The 16,554-nt window shown below is 46.2% G+C and carries 15 protein-coding genes; 3 read left to right on the forward strand and 12 right to left on the reverse strand.

Translation table 11 applies throughout. The features are described 5' to 3' along the window. The first annotated feature begins 98 nt into the window (after positions 1-98). Together LRP49_RS06165 and LRP49_RS06170 are read left to right on the forward strand one after the other, a co-directional pair. Entirely contained in the window at positions 99-1,136 is a 1,038-nt protein-coding gene (locus LRP49_RS06165; RefSeq protein WP_274140957.1) for a Tle-like phospholipase domain-containing protein, read from the forward strand. 155 nt (positions 1,137-1,291) lie between these two features. Further along, positions 1,292-1,744, forward strand: a complete 453-nt coding sequence (locus LRP49_RS06170) for a tellurite resistance TerB family protein (RefSeq protein ID WP_274140959.1) — start codon at positions 1,292-1,294, stop codon at positions 1,742-1,744. A 23-nt stretch (positions 1,745-1,767) separates the two neighbouring features. On the opposite strand, the gene btuD is transcribed toward LRP49_RS06170, so the two are convergent. The 6 genes from btuD to pheS all read right to left on the reverse strand — a co-directional run bounded on the left by btuD (position 1,768) and on the right by pheS (position 8,945). After that, complete coding sequence (gene btuD / locus LRP49_RS06175; RefSeq protein ID WP_274140961.1) at positions 1,768-2,523, reverse strand: vitamin B12 ABC transporter ATP-binding protein BtuD; 756 nt, start codon at positions 2,521-2,523, stop codon at positions 1,768-1,770. Then, positions 2,520-3,506, reverse strand: a complete 987-nt coding sequence (btuC, locus tag LRP49_RS06180; protein WP_274140963.1) for a vitamin B12 ABC transporter permease BtuC — start codon at positions 3,504-3,506, stop codon at positions 2,520-2,522. The genes btuD and btuC overlap by 4 nt, the downstream gene beginning before the upstream one ends. Positions 3,507-3,570: 64 nt before the next feature. Then, complete coding sequence (locus LRP49_RS06185; protein ID WP_274140965.1) at positions 3,571-4,626, reverse strand: succinylglutamate desuccinylase; 1,056 nt, start codon at positions 4,624-4,626, stop codon at positions 3,571-3,573. A gap of 216 nt (positions 4,627-4,842) precedes the next feature. Continuing rightward, positions 4,843-5,139 (reverse strand): integration host factor subunit alpha, encoded by a 297-nt coding sequence (gene ihfA, locus LRP49_RS06190; RefSeq protein ID WP_067418991.1) that lies wholly within the window; start codon positions 5,137-5,139, stop codon positions 4,843-4,845. A gap of 412 nt (positions 5,140-5,551) precedes the next feature. Beyond that, complete coding sequence (gene pheT / locus LRP49_RS06195; RefSeq protein ID WP_274140969.1) at positions 5,552-7,942, reverse strand: phenylalanine--tRNA ligase subunit beta; 2,391 nt, start codon at positions 7,940-7,942, stop codon at positions 5,552-5,554. A 19-nt stretch (positions 7,943-7,961) separates the two neighbouring features. Beyond that, positions 7,962-8,945 (reverse strand): phenylalanine--tRNA ligase subunit alpha, encoded by a 984-nt coding sequence (gene pheS, locus LRP49_RS06200; protein WP_274140971.1) that lies wholly within the window; start codon positions 8,943-8,945, stop codon positions 7,962-7,964. Between the two features lie 625 nt (positions 8,946-9,570). Between pheS and LRP49_RS06205 the strand changes: the two genes are divergently transcribed. Beyond that, on the forward strand, positions 9,571-10,875 hold the full coding sequence (locus tag LRP49_RS06205) for a polysaccharide deacetylase family protein (protein ID WP_274140973.1): 1,305 nt from the start codon (positions 9,571-9,573) through the stop codon (positions 10,873-10,875). A gap of 57 nt (positions 10,876-10,932) precedes the next feature. Here LRP49_RS06205 and rplT read toward each other — a convergent pair whose 3' ends face one another. From rplT to LRP49_RS06235, 6 genes are all read right to left on the reverse strand, one after another. Then, complete coding sequence (gene rplT, locus LRP49_RS06210) at positions 10,933-11,286, reverse strand: 50S ribosomal protein L20 (protein ID WP_067418982.1); 354 nt, start codon at positions 11,284-11,286, stop codon at positions 10,933-10,935. Between the two features lie 42 nt (positions 11,287-11,328). Next, a complete protein-coding gene (gene rpmI / locus LRP49_RS06215; RefSeq protein ID WP_067418980.1) occupies positions 11,329-11,523 on the reverse strand; it encodes a 50S ribosomal protein L35 in 195 nt (64 codons plus the stop codon). A gap of 113 nt (positions 11,524-11,636) precedes the next feature. Further along, positions 11,637-12,182 carry a translation initiation factor IF-3 gene (gene infC / locus LRP49_RS06220; protein ID WP_274141198.1) on the reverse strand — a complete coding sequence of 182 codons (546 nt, stop codon included), beginning with the start codon at positions 12,180-12,182 and terminating at the stop codon, positions 11,637-11,639. Positions 12,183-12,185: 3 nt separating this feature from the next. Next, positions 12,186-14,114, reverse strand: a complete 1,929-nt coding sequence (gene thrS / locus LRP49_RS06225; RefSeq protein ID WP_274140974.1) for a threonine--tRNA ligase — start codon at positions 14,112-14,114, stop codon at positions 12,186-12,188. Between the two features lie 278 nt (positions 14,115-14,392). Beyond that, complete coding sequence (locus LRP49_RS06230) at positions 14,393-15,313, reverse strand: LysR family transcriptional regulator (RefSeq protein WP_274140976.1); 921 nt, start codon at positions 15,311-15,313, stop codon at positions 14,393-14,395. Between the two features lie 37 nt (positions 15,314-15,350). Beyond that, positions 15,351-16,493, reverse strand: a complete 1,143-nt coding sequence (locus tag LRP49_RS06235; protein ID WP_274140977.1) for an anaerobic sulfatase maturase — start codon at positions 16,491-16,493, stop codon at positions 15,351-15,353. Between the last annotated feature and the right edge of the window lie 61 nt (positions 16,494-16,554).

Genomic DNA, 16,554 nt, shown 5'->3' on the forward strand with positions numbered 1-16,554 from the left:
TCACACCCAGCCAATAACATTTCCGCATCACAATAAAAGCTATGTCGTGAAACCGTCAGTTTGGATTTTATCAATACTTGAGCAAAGGACTTAACGAGATGAAAAAGCGTATTGCTTATACCATCGCGCTCTACTTAGGGATCGCCGCTCCTCTTGCGTCGGCAACGACTGCAGAAGAACTTGGCAGTATTGGAGACTTCCTTAACGCTGTTTTGAAACCTAACTACACATATACGACGAATGTTTCCAGTACGATTTATTCCGTCGATAAGCCTCCTTCGATTAATCTCGCCAAAGCAGCACTTCCCTATTTAGAACTTTCCGAGTACGTCTACCGTGCCTCTGGTGCGCCAAACGGTTGGCATTTACAAGAAACCGTACAAAATACAAGCATTGGCTTTCACGGCGCGGTTTATACGCAAGGAAATACAGCCGTTATCTCTTTTCGAGGCAGTGAGCTTGGAACCTCAGACTGGGTAAATGATGGGCTCCTTTCTGCTGGGGCTGTGCCTCCTCAATATGAAACCGTCATTCGCGAGTCAGCCTATTTAGCGAATAAGTACAACGGTTACGACGTGAGTTTTACAGGGCATTCTTTGGGGGGTGGATTAGCGACAGCCGCGGCCATTCGAACAGGAAAGCCTGCGATTGTTTTCGATGCAACGGGCATAAACAAAGCTGTACTTCAGGAAATAAAATCCGCGATTTATGCTGACGGTAACCAACGCCGAACCTGGAAAGAAAACGCGAAAGGCATTACCAACTACAACCTCGAAGGTGAATTTGTGTCTGATATGGACTTGCAGCAAGATGCCGATACTGCAGGTGTTGACGCTCAGCAATTTGGCACGATTTTTTACTTGTCCTCTGCGCGCTTTCTTCCCCTACCTATCGCCAAGAATCCGCTCACGCTTCACTTTACCGTTCCTCTTAAAGAAGAACTTCAATTCCTTTCTGAGCCGTTCTACCGCCGTAATATATGGGATCACAACAGCATAGATAACGATGTTGATGGCATCCGTTCGCTGTTTTACATCGATTGGACTGATGACACCGTGGATATCCTTCTGTGGCAACTCCAATATGCCATCAACTCTTTCCCGAGCTTCATCGCTGATGTACTGAAGGGAAAATAACTGGCTAACAACAACAGTATTTACCTTGTCCTTTTTGGCGCACTATACGTGCGTCTTTTTTTCTATTGGAAACTTGGTTTTCAAAACTTCCCTTTAAATGTGACGCACACACGTTAAACTTGGGGAAACAGGAAAAGCAAAAATTAGGTTTAACGATGTTTTCAAAACTCTCTTCGATTCTAAGAGAAGTATTTAACGAAGAAGGCGGAAGTGCTGCTTCAAATGGTGCTCTATATCAAAATGCAATGGCAGGACTGCTTTGCGAAGTAGCAAGTGCAGATCATGACCTTGATGAACGAGAAGAAGCAGCCAAGATCAAAATGCTGGGCGCCCTGTTAGACATAGACAATGCACACGCAACCAAGCTTGTGCAAGATGCGCAGATCAGCTCGAAACAATCTGTCTCTTTGTATGACTACACAGATAAACTGCGCCAGCTTGAGCAGTCACAGCGTTTCGAATTGATTAAAGCGATGTGGGAAGTTGCTTACGCGGATGGCAAAATTGATCCGTTGGAAGAGTCTGTTATTCGTAAAACAGCGGAACTGTTATACGTCGATCACGCGCTGTTTATCAAAGCAAAAATTGAAGTGTCAGGTCAATCCTGACACTCATTGCGATACCTCTTTTATTACAACGCAAAAATGAGAGGCTGACCTTCCACATCAATGCGTTTTAATTGGGTTTCAAACGCTTTCTCCAACGTTTCTACGTCCATGACATCGACTGGATTACCTTGCGCCACAATGTGACCGTTTTTAAGTAATACGACTCGGTCTGCATCTGTCAACGTTCGGTTTATGTCATGATTCGACATTACGACCGTAATCCCCTTTTGTGCAAGGCAGCGAATCATTTTGTACATGGCACTTTGCTGCGCGATATCAAGAGCAGTTGCTGGCTCATCGAGCAGCAACAGCTTGCCTTCAGGATTGATGTCAGGCCAAATCTGCAAGCAAACCCCCGCTAAGCGCACACGTTGCCACTCACCACCTGACAACTGCTCAGTATTGCGATTAAGTTTGTCTTCAATCCCTAACAATTTGCAGATATCTAAAACTGCACGTTCTAACAGCTCACTATTCGTATCCGACAACGGGAAAAGGCTAAGGCTTAAATACTGATATACGCCAATTGCAAAGGCAGGTTTTTGCTGTTGACTGAGGTAAGCGCGTTGTCGGGCCAAGTCGCCACTGGTCATTGAGGCGATATCTTCGCCATCTAACGCAATAGACCCTTGCCCGAGAGTAAGCCCAGAGAGAAGCTCTAGCATGGTGCTTTTCCCACTGCCATTAGCACCGAGCAGATGGACAATCTCGCCCTTTTTAACATCTAGACTTAAGGGTAATAAGCGCGTACCCAACGCGATGTTATTCGCAGTGATCATACGCGCCTCATCAACATCCAAATAAATAATGGTGCACCGATAGTTGTAGTAACCGCACCCACTGGCAATTCTGCTTCCGCGATAGCCATTCGCCCTACAGTATCAGCCAGTAACATCAATGACGCGCCCGCTAGTGCTGAAAGAGGAAGTAAGAACTTGTTTTCTGTTCCTAACCACAATCGCAAGAAATGCGGAACAACTAACCCCACAAATCCAATTACCCCCGCCATCGCGACCGATGCTCCCACGAGAATGCTCACCATCAAAATCAGTTGCCACCGCAGGCTTTGAATATTTAAGCCTAACTGTCGTGCTTGAGTCTCACCTAGCATCATCAAATCCAGCTTCTTGCCTTGCGTACACAACCAAAGCAGTGCAGGAATGACGACAACAGACAGGGATAACTGAGTCCAATGAACGCCAGAGAGACTCCCCATCAACCAATACATCAACTGGCGAAGGTTTAAATCAGAGCTGAAATAGAACGCCCATGTCACCACTGCGCCTGACAATATGCCCAAGGCGACACCGATAAGTAGTAACCTTGCAGTCGACATGGTGTGTTTTCTTGCAAGCCAAACTAATATCCCAGTAAAGATAAGTGCACCCGTCATGGCTGCGGCCATCAACCCGTAAGGGCTTGCGAGCGACGGGAAAATAAACATCACAATAACAAGTGCAAGACTAGACCCGCCTGAAATACCTAGGACGCCGGGCTCAGCTAAGGGATTGCCTAGAAGCACTTGAAGCACGCCTCCGGACACCGCCAAAGACGCGCCAATTAAAATGGCAGCAATGACACGTGGGACACGCAATTCCATAAGAAGTGTTTGCTCTAATGGCGAAAAAGCCGAAAACGGAGAAATCCAGATTTCTCCTGCAGAAAGTGACAGCATCACACAGGCGATGAGTAGCCCGATCGCTATGCCTAGAGCAGAGTTCCAACGTCGTGTCCGACGCTGGACAAGTTGAAGTAAATGCATGGTTTTATAAGATCTAAACGCAATAGCCGCCAACCATACAGAGAACGATAAAAAATGAAAAGCACTAACTCGCCGCAACTGACCCCGGTTCGGCGTCAACGTTCACAAAAAGAGGAAGAGACAAATCAGGTGTATAAGGTTGCACCAATAAGCACGCTCTTTGACCAATGGCGACATTAGCATTAGGGAACACTACAGCTTCCCCACCCTCAATCGCCCAGTAAGAAACGTCATTCTCACTCGCTAACTTTTCACCCGATGTGAAGTAGGTGAAATTGGCCGCATCATTACTAAACGTCAGGCTAAAACTAGCGTCCGTTTTGGTGATTGTACGGGTAACTTTGTACATTAAGAACGGATGCTTATCGTCACTCTCCGGCAAGGGAGTTCCGGAGAGTAATGCCACAAATGCGGATTTGAGCGCGTCAAACTCCGTCATGTCATTTTCATACAGCCTCGCCACTTTGCCCATTTCAAAGGTTGCGGCTAACGCACCGAAGTTTTCTGCACTCCACCAACTGAACGTCGATGACGGAGTTCTGCTTAGCATGACCGCATCCATCTTGGCGGCCTGAATAAAGGACACCAAAGGGCGAATGTCCGTTGCAGGCGTCGAAGCGGGAACAACGCCAAACATATAGTGTTTAGAATCGCGAATGGCACTGTGCAGATCAAAATGCCATTTACCGTCCCCTTCTTTTGCTGAACGGAAGAATGCAGATACATGTGCCTGAAGACGATTCGCTAAAAGACATTCTTTGTTTCGCTCTGGGTTTTCATTAGCAAACAGACGATTAAGGTTTTCCTCAATAAAGCGCGTATGGGCATGGATGGCGTCTGGGTGTCCAATAATAAACAGCACACGCTCTCTGGGTGTCACCCGTTCACTAAGGATCTCGTTAACTAAATCATCAACGAGTTCGATCGGAGCCGTTTCATCGCCATGAATACCAGAAGAAATCACCACATGGCTATTTGCATTACTGGGTGACACTTCAAGCACACCAATGTCTTTATGATTGACCAAAATGCCATTTGATAGTGTGATGCTTTGTGGTTTAAAGTTTTTTGGTGGATACAGGGTGTGTTTTAGAAAACTCTCGAAAAGGTGTTTTTGCACTTCTAACAATCCTTTGTATTGTAGTGATCGTATTCTTTGTTTTCGTTCTAACTAGATACTACAAAAAGACCAAAGTGCTGAACATTTCCAAACGAGAAAGAGTGACTTAACCGACAAGAAGGGACGTTAATTGCTCGGTTTGACAGCTGCCTCTTTAAATATCGGTAATAAAAAACCGCAGCATAGGCCACGGTTCTCTAGTCATTGCGAACAAAATTATTTGTCGACTTTTGCGTTTTCAACGCGAGCTTTTAGTTTTTGTCCCGGTCGGAACGTAACAACTCTACGAGCAGTGATTGGAATATCTTCACCGGTTTTTGGGTTACGGCCAGGACGTTCATTTTTCTCACGAAGATCAAAGTTACCGAAACCTGACAATTTAACTTGTTCGCCACTTTCTAGTGCTTTTCGAACTTCTTCGAAAAACGCTTCGACAGTCTCCTTGGCGTCCCGCTTGCTCATCCCGACGTTTTCAAACAGGTTCTCAGCCAAATCGGCCTTGGTGAGCGCCATAGGTCATTCCCTCAAAGAAATGTTTAACACAAATGTGATACCTCGTATCTACATCACGAATATGCGTTGCATTGGAAATATTCACATGCTCCTTCGTCGGGCAGCATATTTCCTATCAGCAACTTACGAACAGTGTAAGCCAACTGGCTGATTTGCGCCAACTTTTTTCCTTATCATTATTTGGAACAATGCACTGTTTATGAGTTTTTCATGTTTAAGACGTGCATAAAAAATGAGACACGCTCATTACAAAACTATCTTTAAGTGATGTTTTTACTCATTTTTTATGCGAACACTAATGAGTTTCTAATGCCCTCTCGATAAAACGTAGGTTTATCAGAGCACTAGGTGTTAGAACTTTTAGACATAAAAAAAGCAGCCTTAAGGCTGCTTTTTTCTTAAAGAATTCTGCTTAGTCGCGTAGCGACGCGCCGAATTTCTCACCTAAAAGTGCTACAACTGACGCAACTGCTTCAGAGATATCACTTTCTTCGAGTGTACGCTCAGTCGACTGAAGGGTCATCGCAATTGCTAAGCTCTTCTTGCCGTCTTCAACACCCTTACCTTTGTAAAGGTCAAACAACTTAGAGCCCGTGATCAGCGCGTTGTCAGTATCCAGACACGCACGAACCACATCTTCAGAAGCCACGTCATCAGCAACAATCACAGCGATGTCACGACGGTTCGCTGGGAACTTAGAAATCACAACGGCTTCTGGAATCACACGCTGGTTGATTGCATCCCACTCGATTTCAAACACGATAGTACGGCCATTTAAGCCAAACTTACGCTCAAGTTCAGGGTGCACAGTACCAATGTGACCAACTACCTTGCCCTCTACTTCAATCGCAGCAGATTGGCCTGGGTGCAGAGCTGGGTGCTTAGCTGCTGTGAAGCTGTATGACAGTTCATTCGCAGTCAGTTCCAGGATCGCTTCCAAGTCACCTTTCAGGTCGAAGAAGTCAACCGTGTTGGTTGCAATATCCCAATGCTCTTCTGAACGAGGACCTGCAATCACACCTGCTAGCATCATTTCCTGACGCATGCCGTTTTCAGCAGTTTGCTCAGGGATGAAACGCAGACCTGCTTCGAACAGACGAACGCGTGGCTGTTGACGTTTTTGGTTGTAAGCAACCGTGTTCAGCAGACCCGTCCACAGACTCAGGCGCATTGCCGACATGTCTGCAGAGATTGGGTTAGGCAGAATCAGTGGCTCTACATCTGGCACAATCAGTTTCTGTTGGTTTGGCTCGACAAAACTGTAGGTGATCGCTTCGTGGTAACCACGGTCAACCAGAAGGTCACGAACGCGTTTAAGAGGCAGATTTGCTTCTTTGTACTCGTTCATGGTCAGCGACGCTGCAGGTGCTTGGTTTGGAATGTTGTTGTAACCGAAAATACGGCCAACTTCTTCAACCAAATCTTCCTCGATAGCCATGTCGAAACGCCATGCTGGTGCTTTCGCTGTCCAGCCTGCATCGTTTGCTTCAACGTCACAACCCAGACGTGTCAGAATCTCAACAACGTCTGCCTCTGGAATCGCGTGACCCAGCAGTTTGTCCAGCTTGGTGCGACGCAGAGTAATGGTTTTCGCTTTTGGCAGGTGCTCTTCTGATTCCTGACCAACGATTTCACCCGCCTCACCACCACAGATAGACAGCAGAAGCTCAGTAGCACGTTCCATAGCCTGAGTTTGCAGAGATGAATCGACACCGCGCTCAAAGCGATGTGAAGAATCAGTGTGCAGACCGTAGCTACGTGCGCGACCGCGGATTGCATCAGGTGCAAAGAATGCAGCTTCCAGCAATACGTCAGTAGTGCTTTCAATGCTTACGCCAGAGTCCTGACCACCGAAGATACCTGCGATAGCCAGTGCTTTGTTGTGGTCAGCGATAACCAGAGTGTTTTCATTCAGTTCAGCTTCGTTGCCGTCCAGCAGAACAAGTTTTTCGCCTTGTTTCGCCATACGTGCAACGATACCGCCTTCGATCTTCGCCAGATCAAATGCGTGCATTGGCTGACCTTGCTCCAGCATCACGTAGTTAGTGATGTCTACGATTGGGTCGATAGAACGAATACCGCTGCGACGCAGTTTTTCTTGCATCCACAGTGGGGTTGCCGCTTTAACGTTAACGTTGCGAACAACACGGCCCAAGTAGCGAGGACATGCTGCTGGTGCTTCGATAGCAACAGAGATTTTGTCTTCGATTGTTGCAGCTACAGACGTGATGACTGGCTGACAAACTTCAGCACGGTTCAGGACGCCAACTTCACGCGCCAGACCTTTGATGCTCAGACAGTCTGCACGGTTTGCAGTCAAATCAACATCGATGGTCACGTCGTTCAGTTTCAGGAACTCGCGGAAGTCAGTACCGATCACTGCGTCTTCTGGTAGTTCCATGATGCCGTTTGATTCAACATCAATACCCAGCTCAGAGAACGAACACAGCATGCCGTGTGAAGGCTGGCCGCGCAGTTTCGCTTTTTTGATTTTGAAGTCGCCAGGCAGCACTGCGCCAACAGTTGCTACCGCTACTTTCAGGCCCAGACGGCAGTTTGACGCACCACAAACGATGTCCAGCAGCTCTTCGCCACCTACGTTTACTTTGGTTACACGCAATTTGTCAGCATCAGGGTGTTGACCACACTCAACCACTTCACCAACAACAACGCCGGTAAACTCACCTGCAACGGCTTCAACGTCGTCTACTTCCAGACCTGCCATGGTGATTTGGTGTGCCAGTTCTTCGCTGTTTACAGCAGGGTTAACCCACTCGCGAAGCCAGGATTCACTGAATTTCATTTATCAATTACCCCAATGCTTACTTGAATTGTTTCAGGAAACGCAGATCGTTCTCGAAGAACGCACGCAGGTCGTTCACGCCATAACGCAACATGGTCAGACGTTCAACACCCATACCGAAGGCGAAACCAGAGTATTTCTCAGGGTCGATGCCTACAGCGCGCAGTACGTTCGGGTGAACCATACCGCAGCCCAGGATTTCCAGCCATTTGCCGTCTTTACGACGAACGTCAACTTCCGCTGAAGGCTCAGTGAACGGGAAGTAAGAAGGACGGAAACGCACTTCCAGATCTTCTTCGAAGAAGTTACACAGGAAGTCGTGCAGAATGCCTTTCAGCTGTGCGAAGTTAACGTTCTCGTCAACCAGCATGCCTTCAACCTGATGGAACATTGGGGTATGCGTTTGGTCGTAATCGTTACGGTAAACACGGCCAGGTGCGATAAAGCGCAGTGGTGGCTGATTTTGTTCCATGGTGCGGATCTGAACACCAGAGGTGTGCGTACGCAGCATCAAATCAGGGTTGAAGAAGAAGGTATCGTGATCCGTACGCGCTGGGTGATCTTCCGCGATATTCAGTGCATCGAAGTTATGGAATGCATCTTCGATTTCTGGACCCGTCTTCACTTCAAAACCAAGCTCACCAAAGAAGGTTTCAATGCGCTCGATGGTACGCGTTACTGGGTGAATACCACCGTTCTCAATGCGACGGCCAGGTAGGGTCACATCAATGGTTTCTGCAGACAGCTTCGCTTCCAGCTCTGCGCTTTCCAGTGCGTTTTTACGCTCTGCCAACGCTTGTTGAACTGCTTGCTTCGCTTTGTTGATGCTCGCACCAGCTTCACGACGCTCTTCCGGTGGAAGTTTGCCCAGTTGCTGAAGTTGAAGCGTCAGCTCACCTTTCTTACCCAGGTACTTAACTCGTACCTCATCCAATGTCGCAACAGAGTCAGCTGCTTCGATGGCTGACGTTGCGTTGGATAGAATCTCTTCTAGTTGTTGCATCGTTTCCTCATCTACCCATTTGGGCAGTGTCCTACGGGAGTAAATTAATATACCCAAACTACCTAAAGATGCAGGTAACAATCACACTACATCTTGAGGTTGTTTGGGTATCTATCCTTTCTCGTCACACATTCTATTCACTTTGCTACGAGGTAGCCTGAACAAAACACATCACAAAAATTGGCATAAAGACGTAACGGTACATAGTAAATAAAGCGAGGCGTAAAGCCAAACTGAAAAATCACCTAAGTGCCCGTCATGCCTAATTCCTCACCATTTTTTATGCACATATTTGTCGATGTCGAAGTTTTGGATGATTCAAAGCCTTCCGAACCATTTTTTCTTCAAACCAATCCCTTTCTTTCCAGCATGATCATCCTGAGAAATGAGAGGATTAGCCAATAGCTGAAGTCAGAACACTGAAATTTTCATCGCACGATTTGCAGCCGATCTAATTTCAAAAAATGCACAAATGTGCATGCATGGTTTACTAGTCACGCGTGTCTACTGTGATAAAGGCGTGCCAGTGCACGCATTTATCACAAACAACATAACTCAGGGTATAAAAATGAGAATATTTGATTGGCAATTCGGATGCCTAACGAACAGAGAACTTAGAAAAACCATGAGCATAATTCCGCTACTCCTCTCTTCCCCTGCTCTCGCTGACAACATGTCTCGCCCCCCACTCCAAACGTCCCCCTTGGATACGATTGAAACACCCATGTTTGTCAGCCTTGGCTTTGACGATAATAACGACGCAGATGGCATGCGCTGGGTATTGGAGACGCTTGCGCAGTATCAAAACCCAAAAGGTAACGACAAATTTGCCAATGAAGCACTTTCGGCGTCTTTTTTCATGCTCTGCGGTTTATCGAGAGAGAATCCCGAAATACTGACACTATGGCGACAAGCCGCCGTAAATGGCCATGACATAAGCAACCACACCGAAACGCACCCTGATGACAAGGTAAACTGGAACCCCTTAGAAAGCTGGATGACGGCCGAACAATGGGAAGAGGAAGTCACGAAATGTAATGCATTACTCAGTGCATCCGAGGATGACGGAGGTATTGGTATCAGTAATATCAGTGGCTTTCGTGCGCCGTTTTTAACGTATGACGATGACACGTTGCAAGCACTGGTGAAAAGCGGAATACGTTATGACGCGAGTTTTCCTGCCGGGACAACCCCTTCTCATGACGGAACAAACAACTTCTGGCCTTACACGCTAGACCATGGCAGTCCAGAACACGATATTGCCGCCAATGAGGGATGGAAACCTGCAATTTCCGCTTATCCTGGACTTTGGGAAATCCCGGTTCACACACTTATCGTGCCGCCTGATGAAGAGATGGCCAATTATGGCATTGCGTATTCACTGCGCGACAAGATTGCTCAGAATGTCCCTTGGTTCGATCATGCATCAGGTAAAGGCGATAACTTCGATTGGAACCTCTACGCAGAGCCCGCTTGGGGAGCAGCAGGCTTAAGTGGTGATGATGTATTTGCTATCTATGCATACAACCTGGATTTACGTAGGAAAGGCAACAAAGCCCCATTGGCATTGGGTTTACATTCGGCGTTTTATGGTTACGTAAATGGACAAGAGCATTTTGGTATGCCCGGCTCCACGGTAGAAACACGCCGACGTGCGCTAAAACGCTTTATTGAATACGCGTTGTCTAAGCCAGACGTCAGGTTTGTAAGCCATCTCGAATTGATTGACTGGATGATATCTCCAGAGCCGTTGACGTTATGCCCTATTGAAGAATGGAACGTATATAAAACCTATACAAAAGGGGATACGGTCATTCATCAGGGTAAAAACTACATAGCTAAGTGGTGGACGACCCAGCAAATTCCGGCACTGTATGAAAACTCGCCGTGGGAAGAAGTGTCAGTTTGCACTGATACCCCTGAAAATTAGTATAAAAAAAGGGGAGCCGAAGCTCCCCTTTCCTTGCAAATTCTAATCTGTAATTAATTACAGAGCAGCTTTCGCTTTCTCAACAAGTACAGCAAATGTTGCTTTGTCGAATACTGCGATATCAGCCAGGATCTTACGATCGATTTCGATAGACGCTTTTTTCAGACCGTTGATGAAACGGCTGTAAGACATACCATTTTGACGAGCCGCAGCATTGATACGTGCAATCCACAGTTGACGGAATTGACGTTTTTTCTGACGACGGTCACGGTAAGCGTATTGACCAGCTTTAGTAACTGCTTGGAAAGCTACGCGGTAAACACGTGAACGTGCACCGTAGTAACCTTTAGCTTGTTTTAGAACTTTCTTATGACGTGCACGAGCTTGTACACCACGTTTTACGCGAGGCATTATGTCTCTCCTAAACTAATTTGTTAAAAATACTAAGAATAATTATGCGTATGGAAGCATACGAGCAACTGCAGCCACTTCGCACTTAGGCAGAAGTGAGTTTGGACGCAGTTGACGTTTGTTCTTAGTAGAACGCTTAGTCAGGATGTGACGCTTAGTAGCACGCTTAAACTTGAAACCACCAGCAGTTTTCTTGAAACGCTTAGCAGCACCTTTGTTTGCTTTCATCTTAGGCATGATGAATAACTCCGCATTGTATGCATTAATAACAGTGTAATTTGGCGAACAAAGAGACCTAGCCCTGCCCCAATGAGACAGTGCTAAGCCTCTAGGTTACTTGTATGCCGAAATTACTTCTTTTTAGGGGCAAGAACCATGATCATTTGACGACCTTCGATTCGAGTCGGGAAGCTTTCTACCAAACAAAGTTCAGCAGTGTCTTCCTTCAAACGATTCAAAACGTCAACACCGATATCCTGGTGCGCCATTTCGCGCCCGCGGAAACGGATAGTGACCTTGACCTTGTTACCCTCTTCAATAAAGCGAATCAGGTTGCGTAGTTTTACCTGATAGTCGCCAATATCGGTACCAGGACGGAATTTGATTTCCTTAACCTGAATAACCTTTTGTTTTTTCTTCTGCTCTTTCGTAGCCTTGCTCTTTTCATAGAGGAATTTGCCGTAGTCCATAACTCGACAAACTGGCGGCTCGGCATTAGGGCTGATTTCGACCAAATCTACTCCCGCATCTTCAGCGGTTTTTAGAGCTTCTTGGATTGAAACAATGCCAATAGCCTCACCGTCAAGACCAGTCAAACGAACTTCACTGATACCGCGAATTTCGTCGTTCAAACGATGAGCATTTTGTTTAACCGGGGCTTTTCTTGCGCCTTTAATACCTTATTCCTCCAAAATATTGAGCGTTCGGGTACGAACTTCTTTCTCGAGCAGAGAAACGAAATCTTCAATCTTGAATTTACCCAAATCTTTACCTTTGCGAGTACGTACTGCAATTTCACCAGCTTCCATTTCTTGGTCGCCACAAACAAGCATATACGGTACGCGCTTCAAAGTATGTTCGCGGATTTTAAAGCCAATCTTCTCGTTTCTCAAGTCCGCTGACGCTCTAAATCCTGCTTTTTGCAGTTTTTTCGCTACTTCCTGAACATATTCCGCCTGATTGTCGGTGATATTCATCACAACCGCTTGTTGCGGAGCCAACCAGGTTGGGAAATGACCAGCATATTCTTCAATCAAAATACCGATGAAGCGTTCTAGTGAACCTAGAATTGCACGGTGAATCATTACTGGTGTATGACGCTCGTTGTCTTCGCCAACATAAGTTGCGCCAAGACGTTCAGGTAGAGCGAAATCGAGCTGAACAGTACCACACTGCCACGCACGATCCAAACAATCATGTAATGTAAATTCAATCTTAGGACCGTAGAATGCACCCTCGCCTTCCAGAATCTCGAACTTGATGTTCATTGAATCCAGAGCTTCGGCCAGTGCTTTCTCTGCGCGATCCCACATTTCATCAGAACCTACACGCATTTCTGGGCGTGTAGACAGTTTTACAACAATCTCATCAAAACCAAAGGTTTTGTATGTGTCGTAAACCATCTCAATACATGATGTTACTTCTTTCTGAACCTGTTCTGGGGTACAGAAGATGTGTGCATCATCCTGAGTAAAGCCACGAACACGCATCAGACCGTGCAATGCACCTGATGGCTCGTTACGGTGACAGCTACCAAACTCTGCCATACGCAATGGCAGGTCGCGGTATGACTTCAGGCCTTGGTTAAAGATCTGAACGTGACCAGGACAGTTCATCGGCTTCAGTGCATATTCACGGCTCTCTGATTGGGTCGTGAACATGTAATCTGCGTATTTTTCCCAGTGACCAGAGCGTTCCCACAGTACGCGGTCCATAATCAACGGACCTTTTACTTCTTGGTAGTCATATTCGTTCAGCTTAGAACGGATAAACACTTCTAGTTCACGGAACACAGTCCAGCCGTTGTGGTGCCAGAACACCATACCCGGTGCTTCTTGCTGCATGTGGTACAGATCAAGTTGCTTACCCAGTTTACGGTGGTCACGCTTCGCAGCTTCTTCTAAACGAACAAGGTGAGCTTTCAGCTCTTTCTTGTCGTAGAACGCTGTGCCGTAGATGCGTTGCAGCATCTTGTTATCGCTGTTACCACGCCAGTATGCACCTGCTACGTTCAGAATTTTAAAATTCTGACAGAAGCTCATGTTTGGTACGTGAGGACCACGACACATGTCGATGTATTCTTCGTGATGGTACAAACCTGGACGATCATCGCGAGATACGTTCTCATCCAAGATTTCAATCTTGTAAGTTTCACCACGTGACTCAAATGTGTCACGCGCTTCTTGCCAGCTTACGTTCTTCTTAATGACCTGGTATTTGGTCTTAGCAAGGTCTTTCATGCGCTTTTCAATCGCATCCAGATCTTCTTGCGTAATAGAACGGTCTAAATCAACGTCGTAGTAGAAACCACTATCGATGGTTGGACCGATCGCCATTTTCACGTCAGGGAACAGTTGCTTGATCGCATGACCTAGCAGGTGAGCACATGAGTGGCGAATGATTTCAAGACCGTCTTCGTCTTTCGCTGTGATGATTTCCAAGTTCGCATCTTGTTCGATCAGATCGCACGCATCAACGCGTTTACCGTCAACACGACCAGCGATACATGCTTTCGCAAGACCAGGGCCGATATCTAGGGCTACATCAAGAGTTGAAACTGGGTTGTCAAAAGAACGTTGACTACCGTCAGGAAGGGTAATTACAGGCATTATTTCGTCCTACTTTACAGTGGTGTTACACACGCAGTAACACTTGTCAAAATTTCACTAAGATAACAATTGGTTATCTAAGTTCGAGAGTATTCATCGATTCAAAAGGCGCATGCTTTTGGTACAAATCAAAATGCATGCAGCCGAATCGGGCCATTGATTGTAGCGAGATAAGAGAATAACGCAACCAAATAAAGGTGCGCAGCATGCGCTGTTTCTCGCATGTGGTGCGCTTATTATTGAACACTTTACGTTTGCTACAGCGGTAGCTGTCACCTTCAATGATGACTCTCGCCTTCAACGCCCCTAAGCATTAACTGTGTCACTTCTTGGTAAACCCACTGAGTAAAAGGTGCGTTTCGGTCACGCTGATGGCAAAACAACGCGCACTCTCTGTGAAACGTGTCTTGTTCAAACTCAGCGGGAAGCGGGTACATCGTGAACTGCTCTGCAAGGTTAGCTTTGTTCTTTACGGACATCACGCCAATGGTATCACTCAAGCGAATCAGCTCTAACATCATGCTCATGTCACTTGAGCGCACGTTGACGTTCTTTTCCAGCTTATATTTCTTTATTAGCATTTCGACTTTTGATGCTTCTACATACCCCGGTATCACACTGACACACAGGGGGTACTTCAATATCTCCTGAAGTGATAACTCACGCATCGGGTGCCCTTCTCTTGTTACCAACATAAACTTGTCTGAAGGGAGTGTTTTTTGAGAAAGGTTTTTGTTGGTTTTCATCGGCAAATAACCAATGCCTAAACTCTGTTTATTCAGCTCTAAACTCAAAAGACTGTTTGTGTCCCAAGGGTGACAGGTGACAGTGAGCTTTGGAGAACGGTGTGAAAGCTTCGCTAAAAGAGGTGCTGCAATCGGTGCCATTAATGTAGGAGGGAAAAACACCATTGCCTCCCCTTCCATTTGTTCAATTTCCCAGTTGTCAGCGTCAAAATAGAGTTGATCCAATTTATTTAAAATCGCAGGTAACTTTTCAGCGATTGCTAAGCACTTAGGTGTCGGCTCCAGCATGGTTTTGTTGCGCACAAACAGTTCATCGGAAAACTGTTCGCGTAACTTCTTCAACATCAAACTAACTGTTGGCTGGCTAATCTTTAGCTTTTTTGCTGCCGCTACCGTTTGTCGGGTTTCAAATAGCACCAGCAAGAGACGAAGTAGATTGTAATCTTTGCTCATAATAGCGTGTAAATGGCTGACATAAGGTCACTTTATCTTAAAAAAGCACATGATACTTAGGGGAATAGCCATTCTGCATTGCATCCACCATTTTTAGTAAGCGGGGTAATGCGTAAGTGAAAAACTGCTTGTACCCATCACAAAGCGCATTTAAGGCTTCGCCGCTTGATGTCTTATCCGTCCGATTCTTGGGGCAACCGCCATGACACAGAGGAAGAAAGTCACATTGCGAACAACAGTCGGGAAGGGTCTTTTTGCTCTCGCCAAATGCACGTTGTTGTTCACTTGATACCAATTGAGCGATTGGCGATTCATGTACGTTCCCCAAACAATGATTTTCATACCCAAAATGGTCGCAACTGAAAACGTGACCATCCGCTTCCATCATCAACTGTTGACCACATTGTTCACTGTGGTGACACATCTGACTGGCGTGCCCCATCAATACCATCAAACAGTTTTCAAAAAACTGGATATAAACGCTACCCACGTCCTTTTCGCACCATGCATCAAACACGTCACAAAGAAACAGACCCCATTGTTTGCCGGTCAAAGACCAATCGTAGTCTGAGCGTCTATCTAACTCATGGTCAATACAAGGTTGGAACTGCATATAGCCACTGCCGTGCTCTTTTAAGAAACGGTAGATTTTTGCGCCATGGCGATATGTTCTGTTGTTAATGACAGTCAAAGTATTAAATTCAACATGATGCGCGTTTAAAAGCGCAATGCCGCGCAACGTTTTTTCGAAACTAGAACGACCCTTCCGATCAATCCGCGCTATGTCATTAAGCAACTGGGGACCATCAATACTCACTCCGACCATCACATCATGTTCTTTAAATAAGGACGCCCACTGGTGATTGATTAAGGTACCGTTGGTTTGGAAGGTATTGATGACTTGCCGTCCGCCCGCTAACCGCCTCTGTTGTTCAAAAGCATGAAGATAGAAGGCTCGACCTCTTAATAAAGGTTCTCCTCCATGCCAAATAAAGTCGATATAGCGTGCGCTTGCAGGTTGGGAAGCCATATGGTTTGCGATTGCTGTATCTAAAATTTCGAGATCCATCGCTGTCGAACAACCGGCTGTATTTTCAAGGTAATAACAGTAACTGCAATTTAGGTTGCAGGTCGCGCTGACAGGTTTTATCGACAAGCTATAAGGCACAGATGTAAGCATGGTTCACGGTTCCGGAATACAAGAAGGAAAGAGGCAAAACATCGCGCTACGTTAGCAGCGC

This window comes from Enterovibrio qingdaonensis, from assembly GCF_028683135.1.
GTDB lineage: Bacteria > Pseudomonadota > Gammaproteobacteria > Enterobacterales > Vibrionaceae > Enterovibrio > Enterovibrio qingdaonensis.

Bases quoted from the DNA above. Each gene is read 5' to 3' on its own strand.
- btuD (WP_274140961.1), bottom strand. From the start codon at position 2,523: ATGATCACTGCGAATAACATCGCGTTGGGTACGCGCTTATTACCCTTA.
- btuC (WP_274140963.1), bottom strand. From the start codon at position 3,506: ATGCATTTACTTCAACTTGTCCAGCGTCGGACACGACGTTGGAACTCT.
- pheS (WP_274140971.1), bottom strand. From the start codon at position 8,945: ATGCAACAACTAGAAGAGATTCTATCCAACGCAACGTCAGCCATCGAA.
- LRP49_RS06170 (WP_274140959.1), top strand. From the start codon at position 1,292: ATGTTTTCAAAACTCTCTTCGATTCTAAGAGAAGTATTTAACGAAGAA.
- pheT (WP_274140969.1), bottom strand. From the start codon at position 7,942: ATGAAATTCAGTGAATCCTGGCTTCGCGAGTGGGTTAACCCTGCTGTA.
- LRP49_RS06205 (WP_274140973.1), top strand. From the start codon at position 9,571: ATGAGCATAATTCCGCTACTCCTCTCTTCCCCTGCTCTCGCTGACAAC.
- LRP49_RS06235 (WP_274140977.1), bottom strand. From the start codon at position 16,493: ATGCTTACATCTGTGCCTTATAGCTTGTCGATAAAACCTGTCAGCGCG.
- thrS (WP_274140974.1), bottom strand. From the start codon at position 14,114: ATGCCTGTAATTACCCTTCCTGACGGTAGTCAACGTTCTTTTGACAAC.
- rplT (WP_067418982.1), bottom strand. From the start codon at position 11,286: ATGCCTCGCGTAAAACGTGGTGTACAAGCTCGTGCACGTCATAAGAAA.
- ihfA (WP_067418991.1), bottom strand. From the start codon at position 5,139: ATGGCGCTCACCAAGGCCGATTTGGCTGAGAACCTGTTTGAAAACGTC.
- rpmI (WP_067418980.1), bottom strand. From the start codon at position 11,523: ATGCCTAAGATGAAAGCAAACAAAGGTGCTGCTAAGCGTTTCAAGAAA.
- LRP49_RS06230 (WP_274140976.1), bottom strand. From the start codon at position 15,313: ATGAGCAAAGATTACAATCTACTTCGTCTCTTGCTGGTGCTATTTGAA.
- LRP49_RS06165 (WP_274140957.1), top strand. From the start codon at position 99: ATGAAAAAGCGTATTGCTTATACCATCGCGCTCTACTTAGGGATCGCC.